This window comes from Pseudomonas sp. UBA3149 (assembly GCF_002364655.1).
Taxonomy (GTDB): domain Bacteria; phylum Pseudomonadota; class Gammaproteobacteria; order Pseudomonadales; family Pseudomonadaceae; genus Chryseomonas; species Chryseomonas luteola.
The window spans coordinates 225120-241208 of sequence record NZ_DEYV01000010.1 but is presented as its reverse complement, the minus strand read 5'-3'; the positions used below and the strand labels follow the sequence as shown (position 1 = coordinate 241208).

The 16089-nt window shown below is 56.3% G+C and carries 14 protein-coding genes; 5 read left to right on the top strand and 9 right to left on the bottom strand.

The genetic code is table 11. The features are described 5' to 3' along the window. Positions 1-65: 65 nt before the first annotated feature. A complete protein-coding gene (locus B3729_RS07060; protein ID WP_010795260.1) occupies positions 66-455 on the bottom strand; it encodes a tetratricopeptide repeat protein in 390 nt (129 codons plus the stop codon). Positions 456-682: 227 nt separating this feature from the next. On the opposite strand from B3729_RS07060, the gene pyk reads away from it, so the two are divergent. Further along, positions 683-2134 (top strand): pyruvate kinase, encoded by a 1452-nt coding sequence (gene pyk / locus B3729_RS07055; protein WP_010795261.1) that lies wholly within the window; start codon positions 683-685, stop codon positions 2132-2134. 43 nt (positions 2135-2177) lie between these two features. On the opposite strand, the gene B3729_RS07050 is transcribed toward pyk, so the two are convergent. Next, positions 2178-3116: an iron-sulfur-binding ferredoxin reductase gene (locus B3729_RS07050; protein WP_150346876.1), complete on the bottom strand. Its 939-nt coding sequence runs from the start codon at positions 3114-3116 to the stop codon at positions 2178-2180. Between the two features lies 1 nt (position 3117). Beyond that, positions 3118-4227, bottom strand: a complete 1110-nt coding sequence (locus B3729_RS07045; protein WP_286787480.1) for a GGDEF domain-containing protein — start codon at positions 4225-4227, stop codon at positions 3118-3120. Positions 4228-4530: 303 nt separating this feature from the next. On the opposite strand from B3729_RS07045, the gene B3729_RS07040 reads away from it, so the two are divergent. After that, positions 4531-6054 carry a fumarate hydratase gene (locus tag B3729_RS07040; protein WP_010795264.1) on the top strand — a complete coding sequence of 508 codons (1524 nt, stop codon included), beginning with the start codon at positions 4531-4533 and terminating at the stop codon, positions 6052-6054. Positions 6055-6115: 61 nt separating this feature from the next. Here B3729_RS07040 and B3729_RS07035 read toward each other — a convergent pair whose 3' ends face one another. From B3729_RS07035 to B3729_RS07010, 6 genes are all read right to left on the bottom strand, one after another. Further along, entirely contained in the window at positions 6116-6700 is a 585-nt protein-coding gene (locus B3729_RS07035) for a DJ-1/PfpI family protein (protein WP_286787479.1), read from the bottom strand. A 96-nt stretch (positions 6701-6796) separates the two neighbouring features. Continuing rightward, positions 6797-8074, bottom strand: a complete 1278-nt coding sequence (locus B3729_RS07030) for an acyltransferase family protein (RefSeq protein WP_286787478.1) — start codon at positions 8072-8074, stop codon at positions 6797-6799. 65 nt (positions 8075-8139) lie between these two features. Then, the gene (locus B3729_RS07025; protein WP_286787477.1) at positions 8140-9300 is read right to left on the bottom strand and encodes a phospholipase D-like domain-containing protein; all 1161 of its coding nucleotides are present in this window, start codon (positions 9298-9300) and stop codon (positions 8140-8142) included. A 26-nt stretch (positions 9301-9326) separates the two neighbouring features. Further along, positions 9327-9911 carry a YceI family protein gene (locus tag B3729_RS07020; RefSeq protein WP_010795268.1) on the bottom strand — a complete coding sequence of 195 codons (585 nt, stop codon included), beginning with the start codon at positions 9909-9911 and terminating at the stop codon, positions 9327-9329. A gap of 199 nt (positions 9912-10110) precedes the next feature. Then, positions 10111-12276 (bottom strand): putative bifunctional diguanylate cyclase/phosphodiesterase, encoded by a 2166-nt coding sequence (locus tag B3729_RS07015; RefSeq protein ID WP_409438624.1) that lies wholly within the window; start codon positions 12274-12276, stop codon positions 10111-10113. 173 nt (positions 12277-12449) lie between these two features. Next, a complete protein-coding gene (locus B3729_RS07010) occupies positions 12450-13130 on the bottom strand; it encodes an OmpA family protein (RefSeq protein WP_010795270.1) in 681 nt (226 codons plus the stop codon). A 361-nt stretch (positions 13131-13491) separates the two neighbouring features. Between B3729_RS07010 and B3729_RS07005 the strand changes: the two genes are divergently transcribed. Genes B3729_RS07005 through B3729_RS06995 form a run of 3 tightly spaced genes read left to right on the top strand, consistent with a single transcriptional unit; the run spans position 13492 to position 16051 of the window. Then, positions 13492-13788 carry an ArsR/SmtB family transcription factor gene (locus tag B3729_RS07005; protein ID WP_286787476.1) on the top strand — a complete coding sequence of 99 codons (297 nt, stop codon included), beginning with the start codon at positions 13492-13494 and terminating at the stop codon, positions 13786-13788. Positions 13789-13816: 28 nt separating this feature from the next. Continuing rightward, positions 13817-14980, top strand: coding sequence for an MFS transporter (locus tag B3729_RS07000; RefSeq protein ID WP_286787475.1), 1164 nt, complete (start codon positions 13817-13819; stop codon positions 14978-14980). A 21-nt stretch (positions 14981-15001) separates the two neighbouring features. Beyond that, positions 15002-16051 carry an alkene reductase gene (locus tag B3729_RS06995; protein ID WP_286787474.1) on the top strand — a complete coding sequence of 350 codons (1050 nt, stop codon included), beginning with the start codon at positions 15002-15004 and terminating at the stop codon, positions 16049-16051. Positions 16052-16089 lie beyond the last annotated feature (38 nt).

Here is a 16089-nt window from a genome sequence, read left to right as displayed (position 1 = left end):
TGATGCCGCTCCAGTCGGCACCCATCAGACCACAAGCATAACCAGAAGCATGCGAAAGGGCATCTTTACTTGGCCAGCACCGGCTTGAGCGGCTGTGGCTGAACGATTACCGGTCTGGAACCATCGAGCCCCAGTTGGGTGAGCGTATCGATTCTGGCCCGGGCCCGGTACGCATACTCGCTGCTGGGGTAACGCCTCTCGATGAAGCGATAGGTTTCCACCGCATCGACATACAAACGCTGCCGCTCAAGGCATTGACCACGCAGCATGGAAATCTCCGGCTGAACCCACGGGCGAGCCCGGCTCTTGCGTTCGGCCTGGGACAGCTCCAGCATGACCTGATCGCAGTCACCTTCAGTATAGGCATCGTAAGCCTTGTCCATGTGACGATTCATGGACGCACCCGTACAGCCGGCCAGCGACACGACGACGAGCGAAAATAAGATATGACGCATGATTGATCCTCCGTTGCCGGGTTATCGGCAGGCTCGTCCAGGCCTGAAGCGCAGCTCACCGGTTAATTCAAGCATTACTTTTTCAGGATTGCCGCACGGAGATGAAACCTTTCATGTGCCTGGACGCTCAGCAAGGCTACAATGCACAGTAGCCTTTGAAGCCAAACGTCAGATTCGGCCCGTTTCATTGCCGATCACGGTTGAAACCATCTGAAAGGAAAACCTGAATGATTTATCGCCGTACCAAAATCGTTGCCACCCTTGGCCCAGCCAGCAATTCGCCTGAGGTGCTCGAGCAGCTCATTATTGCCGGTATCGATGTGGCCCGCCTGAACTTTTCTCACGGAACCCCGGATGAACACCGTGCACGGGGTCAGCTGGTACGCGAACTGGCTGCCAAGCATGGCCGTCATGTGGCCTTGCTGGGCGATCTTCAGGGTCCCAAGATCCGTATCGCCAAATTCACTGACAAGCGCATTCAGCTCAAGGAAGGCGACACCTTCCGTCTGTCCACGGCCCATCCACGTGATGCCGGTACCCAGGAGGTCGTTGGTATCGACTATCCGGGCCTCGTGACCGATTGCCATGTCGGCGATGAGCTGCTGCTCGATGACGGCCGCGTGGTACTACGCGTCGAAGGCGTAACGGCCAATGAACTGCATACCGTCGTTTTGATCGGCGGCCCGCTGTCGGACCACAAGGGCATCAACCGTCGCGGCGGCGGTCTGACCGCACCGGCCCTGACCGACAAGGATCGCGAAGACATCAAGCTTGCCAGCTCCATGGAAGTGGACTATCTGGCGGTGTCCTTCCCACGTGATGCGGCAGATATGCACGAAGCCCGTCGCCTGCTGGAAGAAGCCGGTGGCAAGGCCTGGCTGGTGGCCAAGATCGAGCGCGCCGAAGCTGTAGCCAATGACGAAGCACTGGACGGTCTGATTCAGGCCAGTGACGCAGTCATGGTGGCCCGTGGTGACCTGGGCGTCGAGATCGGCGATGCCGAACTCGTAGGCATCCAGAAACGCATCATTTCCCATGCGCGCCGCTTCAACAAAGCGGTTATCACGGCTACGCAAATGATGGAGTCGATGATTACCAATCCGATGCCGACACGCGCCGAAGTGTCTGACGTTGCCAACGCCGTACTCGACAACACCGACGCCGTGATGCTGTCCGCCGAGACGGCTGCCGGTGCGTACCCGGTTGAGGCCGTCAAGGCGATGGCCCGTATCTGTATCGGTGCTGAAAAGCAGCCTACCAGCAAGCTGTCCAGCCATCGCCTGGGGCAAACCTTTACCCGTTGGGACGAAAGTATCGCGCTGGCGTCCATCTATGTGGCTAACCACTTCCCGGGCGTGAAGGCCATCATCAGCCTGACCGACAGCGGTTATACCCCGTTGATCATGTCTCGCCTACGATCCTCCGTTCCGATCTTCTCGTTTGCTTCATCCCGCATAACACAGGCGCGCACCGTACTATTCCGCAACGTCTATACCATTCCGTTCGATCCCAAGTCGATGCCGGCCGACAAAGTCAGCCAGAATGCCGTAGACGAACTACTCAAGCGCGGCATCGTGGAGCGTGGCGACTGGGTCATCCTGACCAAGGGCGATAGCTACACCAAGCGTGACGGCACCAACACCATGAAGATGTACCGTGTCGGTGATCTGCTCGTCTGATTATTGCTCACAAAAAAGCCGCCTTCGGGCGGCTTTTTTAATGCTAGAGAGCCTTGGACACAAAGGTCTCTGTCAGCAGTTGTCCCCGCGGAAGCCCTGCCATGAATAATCGACGGGACACAGCCTCAACAAATGCCGGACTGCCACAAGCCAACGCGACCGTACGCCGACTGGATAGCCGCAAAGTCTTGAGCCACGGCTCCCACCCCTTCTCATCCAGGTACTCGACATTCAGCGCGGACTGCTCGGTGGCCAACCTATCCAATGTTGGCCTTAGGTAATGTCCAGACGCCTCGCGCGCGCGGTGTACTACCGTGATCGGCCCAGCATGCTCCTGATCCAGCGCTTCACGAAGAATGCCCCAAAGCGGCGCCAATCCTGAGCCGGAGCCCAGCAGCAGCAACGGAGAATCGGGTTGTTCCGTCGGATAGTGCAGCGCACTGGGATTCAATACACCCAGGCACAATCGATCACCCGGCTTTATTACGCGTGCGGCATTGCTGAACTGGCCCGGACGGCTGCAATCGATGTGAAACTCAAGCCAAGGTGCCTCGCCAGGCAAACTGGCTATGGAGTAGGAGCGAGCAATACCGTTGAGCCAGAGCACTACGGACTGCCCCGGTCGATAACGTACGGAACGCTCCGGCTGCATACGTAAGCGAACCACATCTGCACCTAGCCAATCGACAGCCGTCAGCGTCGCAGAAATCCCATCTTCTTCAGGGTTGAAAATCGATACTCGAACATCACCTACTATGCGGCACTGGCAGGCCAGCCGCCATCCTTCGGCCCGCCGTTCAGGAGGCAGCGCTTCCGGCTGCGCGTCCGCAACATGCCCCTCAAGGCACCGAACCAGACATGCACGGCAACTGCCCGCCCGACAGCTGAAAGGCACCGCCAGGCCTACGTCGAGCAGGCTGTCGAGCAGAGTGCGATCCGACTCGACTGTCCAGACCGATGCTCCTACCTCAAGCTTAGGCACGTCAGCTCTCCCATGAAACCTCACAGCGATTACGCCCATTACGCTTGGCACGATACAACGCCTGATCAGCCAGCAGTAACGACTCTTCAAGGGTACGTCCGGTCATGATGAGGCTCATGCCGATCGAAACGGTCAGGGTGCCCAGATCAGCGTGCTCGAAAACCGTCCTTGAAAAGGCTTCACGTAAACGCTCACAGCAGACTACCAGCTGCTGCGGATCGCTAAAGGGCAGCAGGAGGACGAACTCTTCTCCGCCATAACGCGCCAGGACGTCCTGCTCTCGCAAGCAGGCCTCGCCTACCTCGGCAAACGTTTTAAGCACCAGATCGCCTATTCCGTGCCCAAACTGATCATTGATCTGCTTGAAAAAATCCATGTCGATCAATGCCAGCCCGTGCATTCGGCCATGCCCCAACCGATGAAGCGCCTCACTGGCTATTTGCAGAAAATAACGGCGATTACGCAGCCCCGTCAGCTCGTCCGTAATCACCTGAGCTTCCAACTGACGCATCACATGGCGCAGGTTGTCCTGATGCCGCTCCAGATCGTCCCGCCGAGCGTTGAGCTGGTAGCGGATACGGTGGTGGTAGCGAGCAAACAGCACCATGGAAACCAGAACAATGGCTAATATGATGCTCTGGACAATCATCATTCTGACGGTCCGGCTGTCCTGTGGCTCAAGGTTTATCCATAAGCACAACCCTACATAGGCACCGTAGGCCAGCAGCGCACAGCGTACAAACGCCCCCAGTCGTATCTGAAAAATACCCAGCATCAATACGAGTACATAAGACACCAGAAAGGTACCGCGCAAATGCACGATATGGGTCAGGGAATACGTCAGAAACAGAATCGAGACGATAATATAGGGCTCAAGCGGTAAGGCCTTCAGATGCTTGCCACCGCCCCAGACAATCACTCCCGTCATTACGGCGACCCCCGCCAGAAAGCCTAGCGTGTCGGCAAAAAACGAGGCGATGGAAGATGAATAGAAGCCCACGGCCGTAGACAGCAGCAATGGGAGCAATGCCAGCACAACCACGGCTAGAGGCAATACCTGATGACCGATGGCAGACGCATTGATGCTGCGCGTGACAGTAAGATCCCGCATGGTGACGACACCTGATCCATGGTATAGCAATTAGCCAGCAGTTTACTCTGTTTCTGTGACGTATTTCCTTATCAGCTGGTCGGCTTCGCTCAAGCGTCTCATAGCGCTATACTGCCCCGCCTTTGTCGTGTCGGCTACACCCTAGACGTGGTGTCTGGACTTCTTTTCTCAGTGTTGGAAGCCGGACCTGCGCGCCCGGACGCTGCTTTTCGTGATCAGACGACTTTCGCCTGCTTCCAAAACGACGCCACGGACGAGACACGAGAACCGCGCAGTACTGATAGCCTAATAAGGAGCGCGTACATGACCGTGATCAAGCAGGATGACCTGATCCAGAGCGTTGCTGATGCCCTGCAGTTCATCTCCTATTACCATCCCGTGGATTTCATCCAGGCCATGCACGAGGCCTACCTGCGTGAGGAATCCCCTGCCGCACGCGACTCCATGGCCCAGATCCTGATCAACTCGCGCATGTGTGCGACCGGCCACCGTCCGATCTGCCAGGACACGGGTATCGTGACCGTATTCGTCAAGGTTGGCATGGACGTGCGCTGGGACGGCGCCACAATGAGCCTGGACGACATGATCAACGAAGGCGTTCGCCGCGCCTATAACCTGCCGGAAAACGTCCTGCGTGCATCCATCCTGGCCGACCCGGCCGGTGCGCGCAAAAACACCAAGGACAACACCCCGGCTGTCATCCACTACAGCATCGTTCCTGGTGACAAGGTTGAGGTTGATGTTGCAGCCAAAGGCGGCGGCTCCGAAAACAAGTCCAAGATGGCCATGCTCAACCCGTCCGACTCTATCGTCGACTGGGTGTTGAAAACCGTTCCGACCATGGGTGCAGGCTGGTGCCCGCCCGGCATGCTGGGTATCGGCATCGGTGGTACGGCCGAAAAGGCAGCGGTTCTGGCCAAGGAATCGCTCATGGAGGAAATCGATATCCATGAGCTGAAAGCCCGCGGCCCGCAGAACCGTATCGAAGAGCTGCGCCTGGAGCTATTCGAAAAGGTTAACCAGCTGGGTATTGGCGCTCAGGGCCTGGGCGGCTTGACCACAGTCCTGGACGTCAAGATCAAGGACTATCCGACTCACGCGGCCTCGCTGCCGGTGTGCATGATTCCGAACTGTGCAGCGACACGCCATGCCCATTTCATTCTAGATGGCTCTGGCCCCGCTGCCCTGGAAGCTCCGCCGCTGGATGCCTATCCGGAAATTGTCTGGGAAGCCGGCCCTTCTGCACGTCGCGTCAACCTGGATACGGTAACCCCGGAAGAAGTATTGACCTGGAAACCAGGCGAGACCCTGTTGCTCAACGGCAAGATGCTGACCGGCCGCGATGCTGCGCATAAGCGCATGGTCGATATGTTGAACAAAGGCGAGACGCTCCCCGTAGACCTCAAGGGTCGCTTCATTTACTACGTTGGCCCGGTCGACCCGGTTGGCGACGAAGTCGTAGGTCCGGCAGGCCCCACCACGGCTACCCGCATGGACAAGTTCACCCGTCAGATTCTTGAGCAAACGGGTCTACTCGGCATGATCGGCAAATCCGAGCGCGGCCCGATCGCCATTGAAGCTATCAAGGACAACAAGGCGGTTTACCTCATGGCCGTAGGCGGTGCAGCGTATCTGGTGGCCCAGGCGATCAAGGCCTCCAAGACCCTGGCCTTCCCGGAGCTGGGCATGGAAGCGATCTATGAGTTCGAGGTCAAGGACATGCCGGTCACCGTTGCGGTCGATAGCAATGGTGAGTCCGTGCATAACACCGGCCCGCAAATCTGGCAGAAGAAAATCGCTGAAAGTCTGGCGGTTGAAGTTTCCTAAGCCTGTAGGATGGACAATAAAGCCCGGTACAGCCGGGCTTTATTGCATCTGCACCACTGACTCAAGGCTCGATACGTGTACCGAGCACCTCCAGAAACTTGCGCAACCATTCCACATGAGCGGTCCACACCGGACCGGTTACCAGCTTGCCGCTGACATGAGCACCGTCCATGGGTAATTCAATATAGGTCCCACCGCCCCCTCTGACATCAGGCGCACACGCCGGATAGGCATTGCACTCAACGCCATCCCTGAGCACGCCAGCCGCTGCCAGGATCAGGGGACCATGACACAGTGCAGCAACGGGTTTGTCAGCCTTGAAAAATCCTCTTACCAGCTCAAGCACCTGTTCGTTGACGCGCAAATACTCGGGTGCCCGCCCTCCAGGAATGACCAGAGCGTCATAGTCGTCTACACGTGCCTTGGCAAAGTCCCCATTGAGCGTAAAGCGATGGCCCGGCTTTTCACTGTAGGTCTGCTCACCTGTGAAGTCATGAATGGCGGTTTGCACAGTATCGCCGGGTGCCTTGCCTGGACAGACAGCATCCACCTGGTGTCCGGCAATCTGTAGCGCCTGGAAAGGCACCATCACTTCATAGTCTTCAATGAAGTCACCTACCAGCATGAGAATTTTCTTTGCTGCCATAGCAGTCTCCTTCCAAAGGTGGGTTCGACTGTTCTTCGAGCAGAGGGTCCACCTGCAGTTCCCTGGCAGACCCGGCGCCTGAAAATTTCCTGTGCGCTACGTAGGCAGTTGCCTGGTCTTTTCTACCTTGGGCAACAAATGCCTGATCAACCATCGCCGGGTAGGTGCCACGGCCTGTTCCTGGAAAATCACACAGATGAAAATCACAAACAGCAGGAAGAGTCCGTAAACCTCAATGGCGTTCTCTACGTGACCGGCGGCCTCGATACACGCGCTCCAGTTGCTAAAGCACAGCGGGAAGTCACCCATAATCCATTTCTCGAGCGTCATGAACAGTCCTGACAATGGCACATGCAGTGCGAACATGGACAGTGACGCGGCACCTAGCCGAGGCGACCAGTGCTTGAGCCATTCCGTCTTGGGATCCTGCGCCAATGCGCTGAGATAGACCAGTATCAGTTGAGACGGCAGTAACAGGCCGTTATGAAGCAAGAAGTACCAGAATTTGGGACCATGGGTAAACAGCGCGGTAGCCACAGCAAAACTCAATAGCAGATAGCCAGTCATCACCAGGCGGATGGCCTGCCTTGGCTGCGCGCCTCGCTCACTTTGCTGACGGAAGAGGCCATACGCCACGATGCCAGCCAGAAACTCCGGCAGGCGCAGCAGCGGGACTCGTTGTAGCAAGCCGGTATACGGCATACCGTAATCCTGGTTCCAGATCACCAGAACAGGAGGAATCAGGTAGCACAGGCCTATGATGGCAAGCACACCCCATTTGTTGCGCGCACGCATCAGGCGCGGCGCCGCATAGGGAAAGACCAGATAAAAAAAGAATAACGCCGAGATGGACCAGAGCGGCGCATTGAAGGTGAGGTAGTAGGGATTCCAGGCCTGCAGCATCGTAATCTGCAGCAGCCCATTGAATGCAAGCTCCAGATTGGTCATGTAGTGCTGGAACAGTTCCGGATTGGTTCGGGCCAGCACCTCGTTGGTGTCGTAAACCACGAACCGGACGCTGGCCTTGGCTCCATCAGGCGGTATGGCCATGAAGCCGATCCAGGTTACGACGACTATGGAAAACAGCAGCGCGAATATATGAATCGGATACAGATTGGAGAATCGCTTAACCCAGAAACTCTTGGCAGGCTCTCGCATCTGGTTATCAGTGAGATAGACGTGCGCCAGCAAGAACCCGGACAGAACAAAGAAGGTACTGGTCGCAAAAAAACCCATACTGGTCAGTTCGTCCAGCAACGGAACGGTTTTGCGTTCGGGATAAAAATGAATGGTGTGGTAGATGACCACATAAAGACCCATCAGGAAGCGAAGCCACTCAAGCCCAATGAATCGTTGTTTTTCTATTTTGAGCATTACGCTCACTCCTTACTGCAAGGCGCGTAGTGTATCGCCTTAAAAAAATGCAAGGCTTGCTTTACTCAAGACTTACGCTTGCTCAGAACGGTCAGCACCAGACGGTCCAGCGTACCCCAGAGACGCTCACGCAGGCGTTTCCACCAAGGGCGGTTGCGCCAATCCTTTAGCGTGATTTCGCGGCTTTGCTGGAAGTCCGCTAGAAAGCACTCACTGACGGCCTGACTCAGCGTCGGGTCAATGGCTTCCAGGTTGGCGTCAAGGTTGAACCGAAGATTCCAGTAATCAAAATTGCATGAGCCTACGCTGACCCAGTCATCGACCTGAACCATCTTGAGGTGGGAAAACCGCGGCTGATATTCATAGATCTTCACGCCTGCCCGGAGCAAGCGCGGATAATAGCGCTGCCCGGCAAAACGGACGGGGGGATTATCCGTATGCCGGCCCGTCAGAATCAGCCTCACGTCGACGCCTCGCTGAGCGGCCTTGCGCAAGGCTCGCCTGACCCGCCACGACGGTAGAAAATATGGCGTAGCAAACCAGATACGCTTCTTGGCAACAATCAGGGCTCGAACCAGGGACAGTACAATGTCCCGATGCTGGCGAGCATCAGCATAGGCCACCCGCCCAAGACCCGAAGTTGCCTGCGGCGGTCTTGGAACCAGAATACGACCACGGCTGGCCTCAGGCTTCCAAGCATGCCGCTGATGGCAGGCTTGCCATTGGCGCTGGAACAGGCTCATCCAGTCGGACACCAACGGCCCGCGCATGCTCACCATCACTTCATGCCACTGGCAAAGCTCCTCCCCTGGCGTCCAGAAGTCATTGGTTGCCCCGCTTCCACCCACAAAGGCCTGCGACTCGTCCACAATCAGGAGCTTGCGATGGTCACGGTACAGGTTGCGCCAGCCACTCCAGAGGCCTACCGGATTATAGATACGCACCTGACCGCCCGCTTCGCTCAACTGGGTCCGGTGCATGTCGTCCATCTTGAGCGTACCAAAACCATCGAAAAGACAACGCACCTGTATTCCCCGATGCGCCGCCTCAATCAAGGCCTCCATCAGGGCAGTTGCACACGAGCCCTTTTCTACCAGATAGAGTTCGATGTCGATGCTATACCGGGCTTTGGATATGGCTTCCAGCATGGCAGGAAAAAAACACCCGCCATCAACCAGCAGCTCATATTCATTTTGTTCGCGCCATGGATACACCGCACCTGGCATGATGACGCTCCTGAAAAGCCCGCCACTCAGGTAGGGGTAGGCACGTGGCGAAGGGTTAACAGCACAGAAACGGGCACCTCAGGTGTAATCGAGGGGACACTGGCAATTTCCTTGAGCTTGTCCAGCCCTTCCAACAGGCTGAAGTCAATCGCCTTGATCAACACCGGCTGCAAAGTACTGACCTGAACCAATGTTTCCCCGATTCGGGTAACCGAAACATCCGCTTTCAAGCGCTGCTTCTGGCCGTTGATTTCAAGCTCGAAGTCCAGCTTTTCCTGGCGAATGCTTCCTACCGGCATTTGCTCCCAGGTAGGCAGATCGATCTGACTGGTAATGACCGCTTCCGGATACTGATCTGCCTTGAACAGAGTTTCTCTCATCCGCTCGGTTTGTAGCGCCAGGGTGTTGTCCAGTGACTCGTATGGAAGCGCCAATCGAGCACTACCATGCTGATCGATCACGCCCGTTACGGTGGAAAAAAATTGAACGTCAGCCATGTTGCCGCGCTTCACGGTTACAAAGCTGACACGAGAGTAGCTTGACTCAACCTGCCAATCCGCGAAGACAAAAGGACTGAAGGCCACTGTGAGGGCTAGGATAAATGCGCGCATGAGCTCTCCTGAGAGTTTGTCCGGCTCACCAGGACCTTGCCGCACAGTATTGACATGAGCCTCTTGCGAGCGCCTTCTATCCAACAGACTGAGCAGCGATAGACCCGACCGGACCTGATCCAATCACGGTATGGCTTATACGGCACCCATCACAACGGCGAGTTCCCTGCCCACATGAGGAGTGTGAGCAAGGACACTTCTATAGCGGGTAGTCGGGACGACGACTGCTCCAGTCCACGCGATCAGGAAAATGCTGGGTCACATCGGAATTGAGCGGCTTGGAAACCAGAAAGCCCTGCATGATCTCGCAGCCGTGCTCAAGCAGCCACTCCCGCTGCTCAAGTGTTTCGACACCTTCTGCCACCACCTCAAGCCCCAGGTTACGTCCCAACTCAAGAATAGTGCTGACGATTGCAGCATCACGTGGCGAGTCGAGCATATTGGCAATGAACAACTGGTCGATCTTCAAGGTATCGAGCTCGAAGTGACGCAGGTAGGCCAGTGAAGAATACCCCGTACCAAAATCATCCACGGCTGTTCGAACACCAAGCGCGCGCAGTTGTGCCAGTTGAGCACGGGTGTAATCAATGTCATGCATCAGAGCCGTCTCGGTTACCTCAATCTCGAGCTGATCGGGTCGCAAACCATAACTGTCGATGATCTGCCGAAGGCTTTCAGCCAACTGCGGCATGCCGAACTGGACAGGACTCAAATTGATGCTCAGCAAAAGCCCGTTGCCGTAGACTTCGGACAGGCTTTGCAGCTTCATAGCGCCTTCGCGAAAGATCCAATCACCGATGCGATTGATCAGCCGAGTCTCTTCCAGCAGCGGGATAAAGACGTTCGGTGAAACCTTGCCCGCCACGTTGTGCTCCCACCGCAACAAGGCCTCAAAGCCGCGCAGCTTGCCGTTTTTCAGGTATACCTGAGGCTGATAAGCCAGCACGAAATCCTTGTTATCGATGGCATTGCGGACGCTCTCCTCCAACATGAGGCGCGAGCGTGCACGGCCATTCATCTCCGGCGAGAAGAAGCGGTATTGCTGGCGTCCACCTCGCTTGGCTTCATACATGGCGATATCGGCCGAGCGCAGCAATCCGTCGACACTATGACCACACTCGGGATAGCTCGCGATCCCAATGCTTGCGCCCAAGCTGACCTCTACACCGTCAACAGTGTGCGTTTTGGTCATCAGCTCAAGCAGCTTTTCGGCGACCCGGGCGGCATCCTCGGGATGATCCAAGGTATCAAGCAACGCGGTGAATTCGTCACCGCCCATACGCGCCAGTACATCGTAAGGACGCATACAGGTTTTGAGCTGTTCGGCAATCATGCACAACACACGGTCGCCAGCCTCATGACCAAGCGAGTCGTTCACCTTCTTGAAGCCATCCAGATCAATGTAGAGAACGGCCATGCGCTTGCCGTTACGCCCCGTACGAGCCAGTGCTGCCTCCAGGGTCTGGTTGAAGCCCCGCCGGTTGAGCAAACCGGTCAAGGCATCGGTAACCGCCTGCGATTCCAGTTGATCCTGCAGCTCGCGCATCATGGACATGTCGAGTGCAATCATCACCATGGCGCGCTGCATCCGCGGCAGAGGCGCACAGGAAAGAGTTACCGGCAATATGCCGCCTCGGGATGTGCACAGACTGGCATCATGCAGGCGATAGGTTTCACGTCTTTCATAGTGCTCCATGAACGTCGAGTCGGCCCAGCTATCCCCTAAATCAGGATTGCTCAAGTGAGCCATGAACTCGGAATTTACGAGATCGCTGATATGACGCTTGAGCATGCGGGCAATCGCCGCATTGGCAAATGTGATCAGGCCATGCTCATTAACGACCAGAATGCCTTCTGCCGCATTATCGAGCAGGGAGTCACTGAATGCCTTGGCAAGCTCCAGCTGCTGACTCAGCTGCAGGAGTTCGCGACGATTGCGCTCATGTTCGAGAAGGGAGCGCACCTTGTGCCGCAGAATGTTGGGATCGACCGGCTTGAGCAGGTAATCCACCGCACCGGTAGCATAGCCTCGTAGAACAGCCTCGTAAGAGTGAGCCTCGGCAGAGACGAATATGATTGGTGTAAAGCGGGTGCGCAGATTGCCGCGTATCATCCGAGCGACTTCGAAGCCGTCCATGATGGGCATTTGCACATCCAGCAGTACGAGATCTATAGGCTCATCGAGCAAGTATCTCAAGGCACGCTCACCCGAGTTGGCGGTCAAGACACGCCAGTCCTCTATTTCAAGCAGTGCCTGCATGGCCATGAGGTTTTCTACCCGGTCATCGACAACGAGCAGTACAGGCCCCTGATTGATACTAGGAACTGGACTTTCCGTGTCGCCTCCTTTCAGTTCGTACTGCACTGAATACAACTCCTCCCTTCGAGCACTCGGCAAGGCTCTACTGCATGCCACTAATAGAACCGAGGTTTGGCGATAAGGTTATTATCCAGAACAACAAAAATACAGCGCCATTTTCTTGACCAAACCGTGACGCTACCAGATTCCGCTAAACGGTAGCATCACGGAGGGTGCACTTACTGGGTCACTGCACCAGGCAACGGCCTTAGATTGACCTCGACACGACGGTTCTGAGCACGACCATCAGCGGTCGCATTGGTCGCGATCGGTTGGTCCGGCCCGGCACCACGCGTACTAACACGTGAAGCATCGACACCCTGAGCGACGAGGTAGTTCGCTACACTCTGGGCACGTCGATTGGACAGATCCATGTTGTGCGCACGGCTACCTGTACTATCGGTATAGCCCACAATTTCGACACTGTTCTGATCGAACTGCTTAAAGGATGTCGCCAGATCGTTCAACGGCTTGTAGAAATTGCCAGCGATATCGGCCGAATCCGTTGCAAACGTGATGTTGCCCGGCATGATCAGCTTGATGTCATCACCCTGGCGCTGTACTTCTACGCCAGTGTTCTGCATTTGACGACGCAGCTCGGCTTCCTGACGATCCGCATAGTAACCATAGCCCGCTGCCGCTGCGCCTACCGCCGCTGCGCCAATCAAAGCGCCCTTGCCGCGATGGTTATGATCAATGGCTGCGCCGGCGACAGCACCCGCCAATGCGCCCAGGCCGCCATAGGTCGCGGTACGGGATCCGCCACTACCGCCCTGGTTTTCGTAAGGATTACTGGATGCACACCCTGCAAGTAGCGCACCGGCCAGTGCCAGAATCAAAGGACGCTTCATAGACGCCATGAACTTCTCCAACTTCTAACGGACCTGTGAAAACAGCTCTTTTCACAGAAAGAATAGCCATGAGCAGTCATGCTTTCGCATGAAAGTCCTAATGAACCCATGGCGAAAGAGCGGTTTACCGGTATCAGGACGAATAATCAATTCGCTTCAGCGAAACGGCTGAACGACCGCACAAGACTAGTCGATAAACGTGCCCCTCTCTGGACGAAACCGCTAAACGGTAGTGTACGACCAGATGCCGACACACCTTCTTAAACAATCAGCGTATCTGCATCAGACATTAGGTAGCTAAACAACATTGTATATCGTTTCATTTCGATATAAGGTTCGTCTTATTCCGATAAACCGATATACGAACATTATGGATATCGATGATCTGATCAAGGCGATAGCCAACCCCGTCCGACGAGACATTCTGGCCTGGCTGCGTGAACCGGAAAAACACTTCATCCAACAGGACCACCCGTTGGAGATTGGCGTGTGCGCAGGCCTTATCGATCAGAAAACGGGACTTTCCCAATCCACAGTCTCGGCTCATCTGGCCACGCTTCAGCGTACCGGCCTCGTTACAACCCGGCGTGTTGGCCAATGGGTCTTCTACAAGCGTAACGAAGCAGTGATCAATGCCTTCGTCGAGCAGCTGGGCCGAGAGCTCTGATTTTTCCGCCTTAACATAGAGAGATGCGATGCCCGCTTCATTGTTAGTGCTGGCGCTTAGCGCCTTTGCCATCGGCACCACCGAGTTTGTGATCATGGGGCTTCTGCCCAATGTAGCCAATGACCTTCATGTCAGCATCCCGTCTGCCGGCTGGCTCGTCAGCGGGTATGCATTGGGTGTTGCAATCGGTGCGCCCTTCATGGCGATGGTGACGGCTAATTGGCCACGCAAGATGGCCCTGCTCGTTCTGATGGGCATCTTTATCATTGGCAATGTGCTCTGCGCCTTAGCCGGAGACTACAACGTCCTGATGCTGGCTCGCGTCATCACGGCACTCTGCCACGGCGCCTTCTTTGGTATCGGCTCGGTGGTAGCGGCCAGTCTGGTGCCAGCGAACCGCCGGGCCTCTGCCGTCGCTCTCATGTTCACAGGCCTTACGCTGGCGAACGTTCTTGGCGTACCGCTGGGCACAGCACTAGGACAGGCAACCGGTTGGCGTTCAACCTTTGCGGCCGTCTCCCTCATTGGTGTCCTTGCGCTGGCAGGTCTCTGGTTCGTTCTGCCCAGCAAGGCGCCACAGGAAAAAACCGACCTGCGCCGTGAAATGGCGGCGCTGAAGGGGGCCGGTTTCTGGCTGTCCCTCTCGATGACAGTGATGTTCTCTGCCTCGATGTTTGCCCTCTTCACCTACATCACACCGCTGCTTACTGATGTAACAGGTCTGTCAGAGTACGGTGTAACCAGCACGCTGCTATTGATCGGTGTAGGCCTTACCTTCGGCAACATCCTGGGTGGACGCCTTGCAGACTGGCGTCTGTCCACAACGCTCATAGGTATTTTCATCGCGATGGCCGTCGTGTCATCCCTTTTGGCCTGGACCAGTCATAGCATGGTCGCTGCCGAGATCACCCTGTTCCTATGGGCAGCCTGCGCCTTTGCAGCGGTTCCCGCACTTCAAATCAACGTGGTCACCTTTGGCAAGGACGCACCCAACCTCGTTTCTACCTTGAACATTGGCGCTTTCAACGTTGGCAACGCGCTGGGCGCCTGGGTAGGAGGAAGCGTTATCGCCCATGGACTGGGCCTGACCAGCGTTCCGCTGGCTGCCGGGGGACTGGCCCTGATTGCCTTGATTCTGACCCTACTGACCTTTAGCCATGCCCGGAAAAGCGGCTTGGCTGTCAGCCAATGATTCACCTACGGAGTCGTTACCATGCCCAACCTGTTTGATCCGATCAAAATCGGCGCACTGGAATTGCCGAACCGCTTCGTCATGGCACCGCTGACTCGTTGTCGCGCAGATGATAATCGCGTCCCTACCGACCTTATGGCCGAGTACTACGCGCAGCGTGCGTCGGCTGGTCTGATTTTAAGCGAGGCCACCTCCGTCGACCCAATGGGCGTGGGTTATCCAAATACCCCGGGCATCTGGTCCGACGAACAAGTGGAGGGCTGGAAAAAGATCACTTCAGCCGTGCACAAGTCAGGCGGGCGCATCATGCTGCAACTCTGGCACGTAGGTCGTATTTCCGCACCGCTTTACCTCCAGGGCGAAAAGCCGGTGGCTCCAAGCGCCATCGCCGCCAACGGTCATGTGAGCCTGGTCCGTCCCAAGCAGGAATACGTCGTCCCGCGCGCCCTGGAAACCGAAGAGATTGCCGGTATTGTCGAGGCTTACCGCAAGGGTGCCGAGAACGCCAGAAAAGCGGGTTTCGATGGCGTAGAAGTTCACGGGGCCAATGGTTATCTGCTGGACCAGTTCCTGCAAACCAGCACCAACCAGCGTACCGATCAATATGGTGGCTCCATTGAAAACCGGGCTCGCCTGATGCTTGAAGTGACCGATGCCTGTATCGATGTCTGGGGCGCCGATCGTGTAGGCGTTCACCTTTCGCCTCGGTGTGACCTGCATGACATGGGCGACGAAAATCCGGCCGAGACCTTCGGTTATCTGGCCCGTGAGCTGGGCAAGCGCGGCATTGCCTTTATCTGCGCCCGTGAGGCTGAAGCTGATGACAGCCTTAGTCCACAACTTAAGGACGCTTTTGGCGGCGTTTTTATCGCCAATGAACGCTTCACCCATGACAGCGCCAATGCCTGGTTGGAAAGTGGAACCGCCGACGCTGTGGCGTTTGGTGTTCCGTTTATAGCCAACCCTGACCTGCCGGAGCGCTTTGCCCGTCAGGCCATGTTGAACGAGCCTCACCCGGAAACCTTTTACGTACCTGGCCCTGTAGGTTATATCGACTACCCCCGGCTGTAATAAAAAAAGCCCCGCTCTGGCGGGGCTTTTCATGTCTG

Coding starts and splice junctions, on each gene's coding strand:
- B3729_RS07030 (WP_286787478.1), bottom strand. CDS start 8,074: ATGCTCAAAATAGAAAAACAACGATTCATTGGGCTTGAGTGGCTTCGC.
- B3729_RS06995 (WP_286787474.1), top strand. CDS start 15,002: ATGCCCAACCTGTTTGATCCGATCAAAATCGGCGCACTGGAATTGCCG.
- B3729_RS07045 (WP_286787480.1), bottom strand. CDS start 4,227: ATGCGGGATCTTACTGTCACGCGCAGCATCAATGCGTCTGCCATCGGT.
- B3729_RS07020 (WP_010795268.1), bottom strand. CDS start 9,911: ATGCGCGCATTTATCCTAGCCCTCACAGTGGCCTTCAGTCCTTTTGTC.
- B3729_RS07010 (WP_010795270.1), bottom strand. CDS start 13,130: ATGGCGTCTATGAAGCGTCCTTTGATTCTGGCACTGGCCGGTGCGCTA.
- B3729_RS07005 (WP_286787476.1), top strand. CDS start 13,492: ATGGATATCGATGATCTGATCAAGGCGATAGCCAACCCCGTCCGACGA.
- B3729_RS07060 (WP_010795260.1), bottom strand. CDS start 455: ATGCGTCATATCTTATTTTCGCTCGTCGTCGTGTCGCTGGCCGGCTGT.
- pyk (WP_010795261.1), top strand. CDS start 683: ATGATTTATCGCCGTACCAAAATCGTTGCCACCCTTGGCCCAGCCAGC.
- B3729_RS07025 (WP_286787477.1), bottom strand. CDS start 9,300: ATGCCAGGTGCGGTGTATCCATGGCGCGAACAAAATGAATATGAGCTG.
- B3729_RS07035 (WP_286787479.1), bottom strand. CDS start 6,700: ATGGCAGCAAAGAAAATTCTCATGCTGGTAGGTGACTTCATTGAAGAC.
- B3729_RS07040 (WP_010795264.1), top strand. CDS start 4,531: ATGACCGTGATCAAGCAGGATGACCTGATCCAGAGCGTTGCTGATGCC.
- B3729_RS07000 (WP_286787475.1), top strand. CDS start 13,817: ATGCCCGCTTCATTGTTAGTGCTGGCGCTTAGCGCCTTTGCCATCGGC.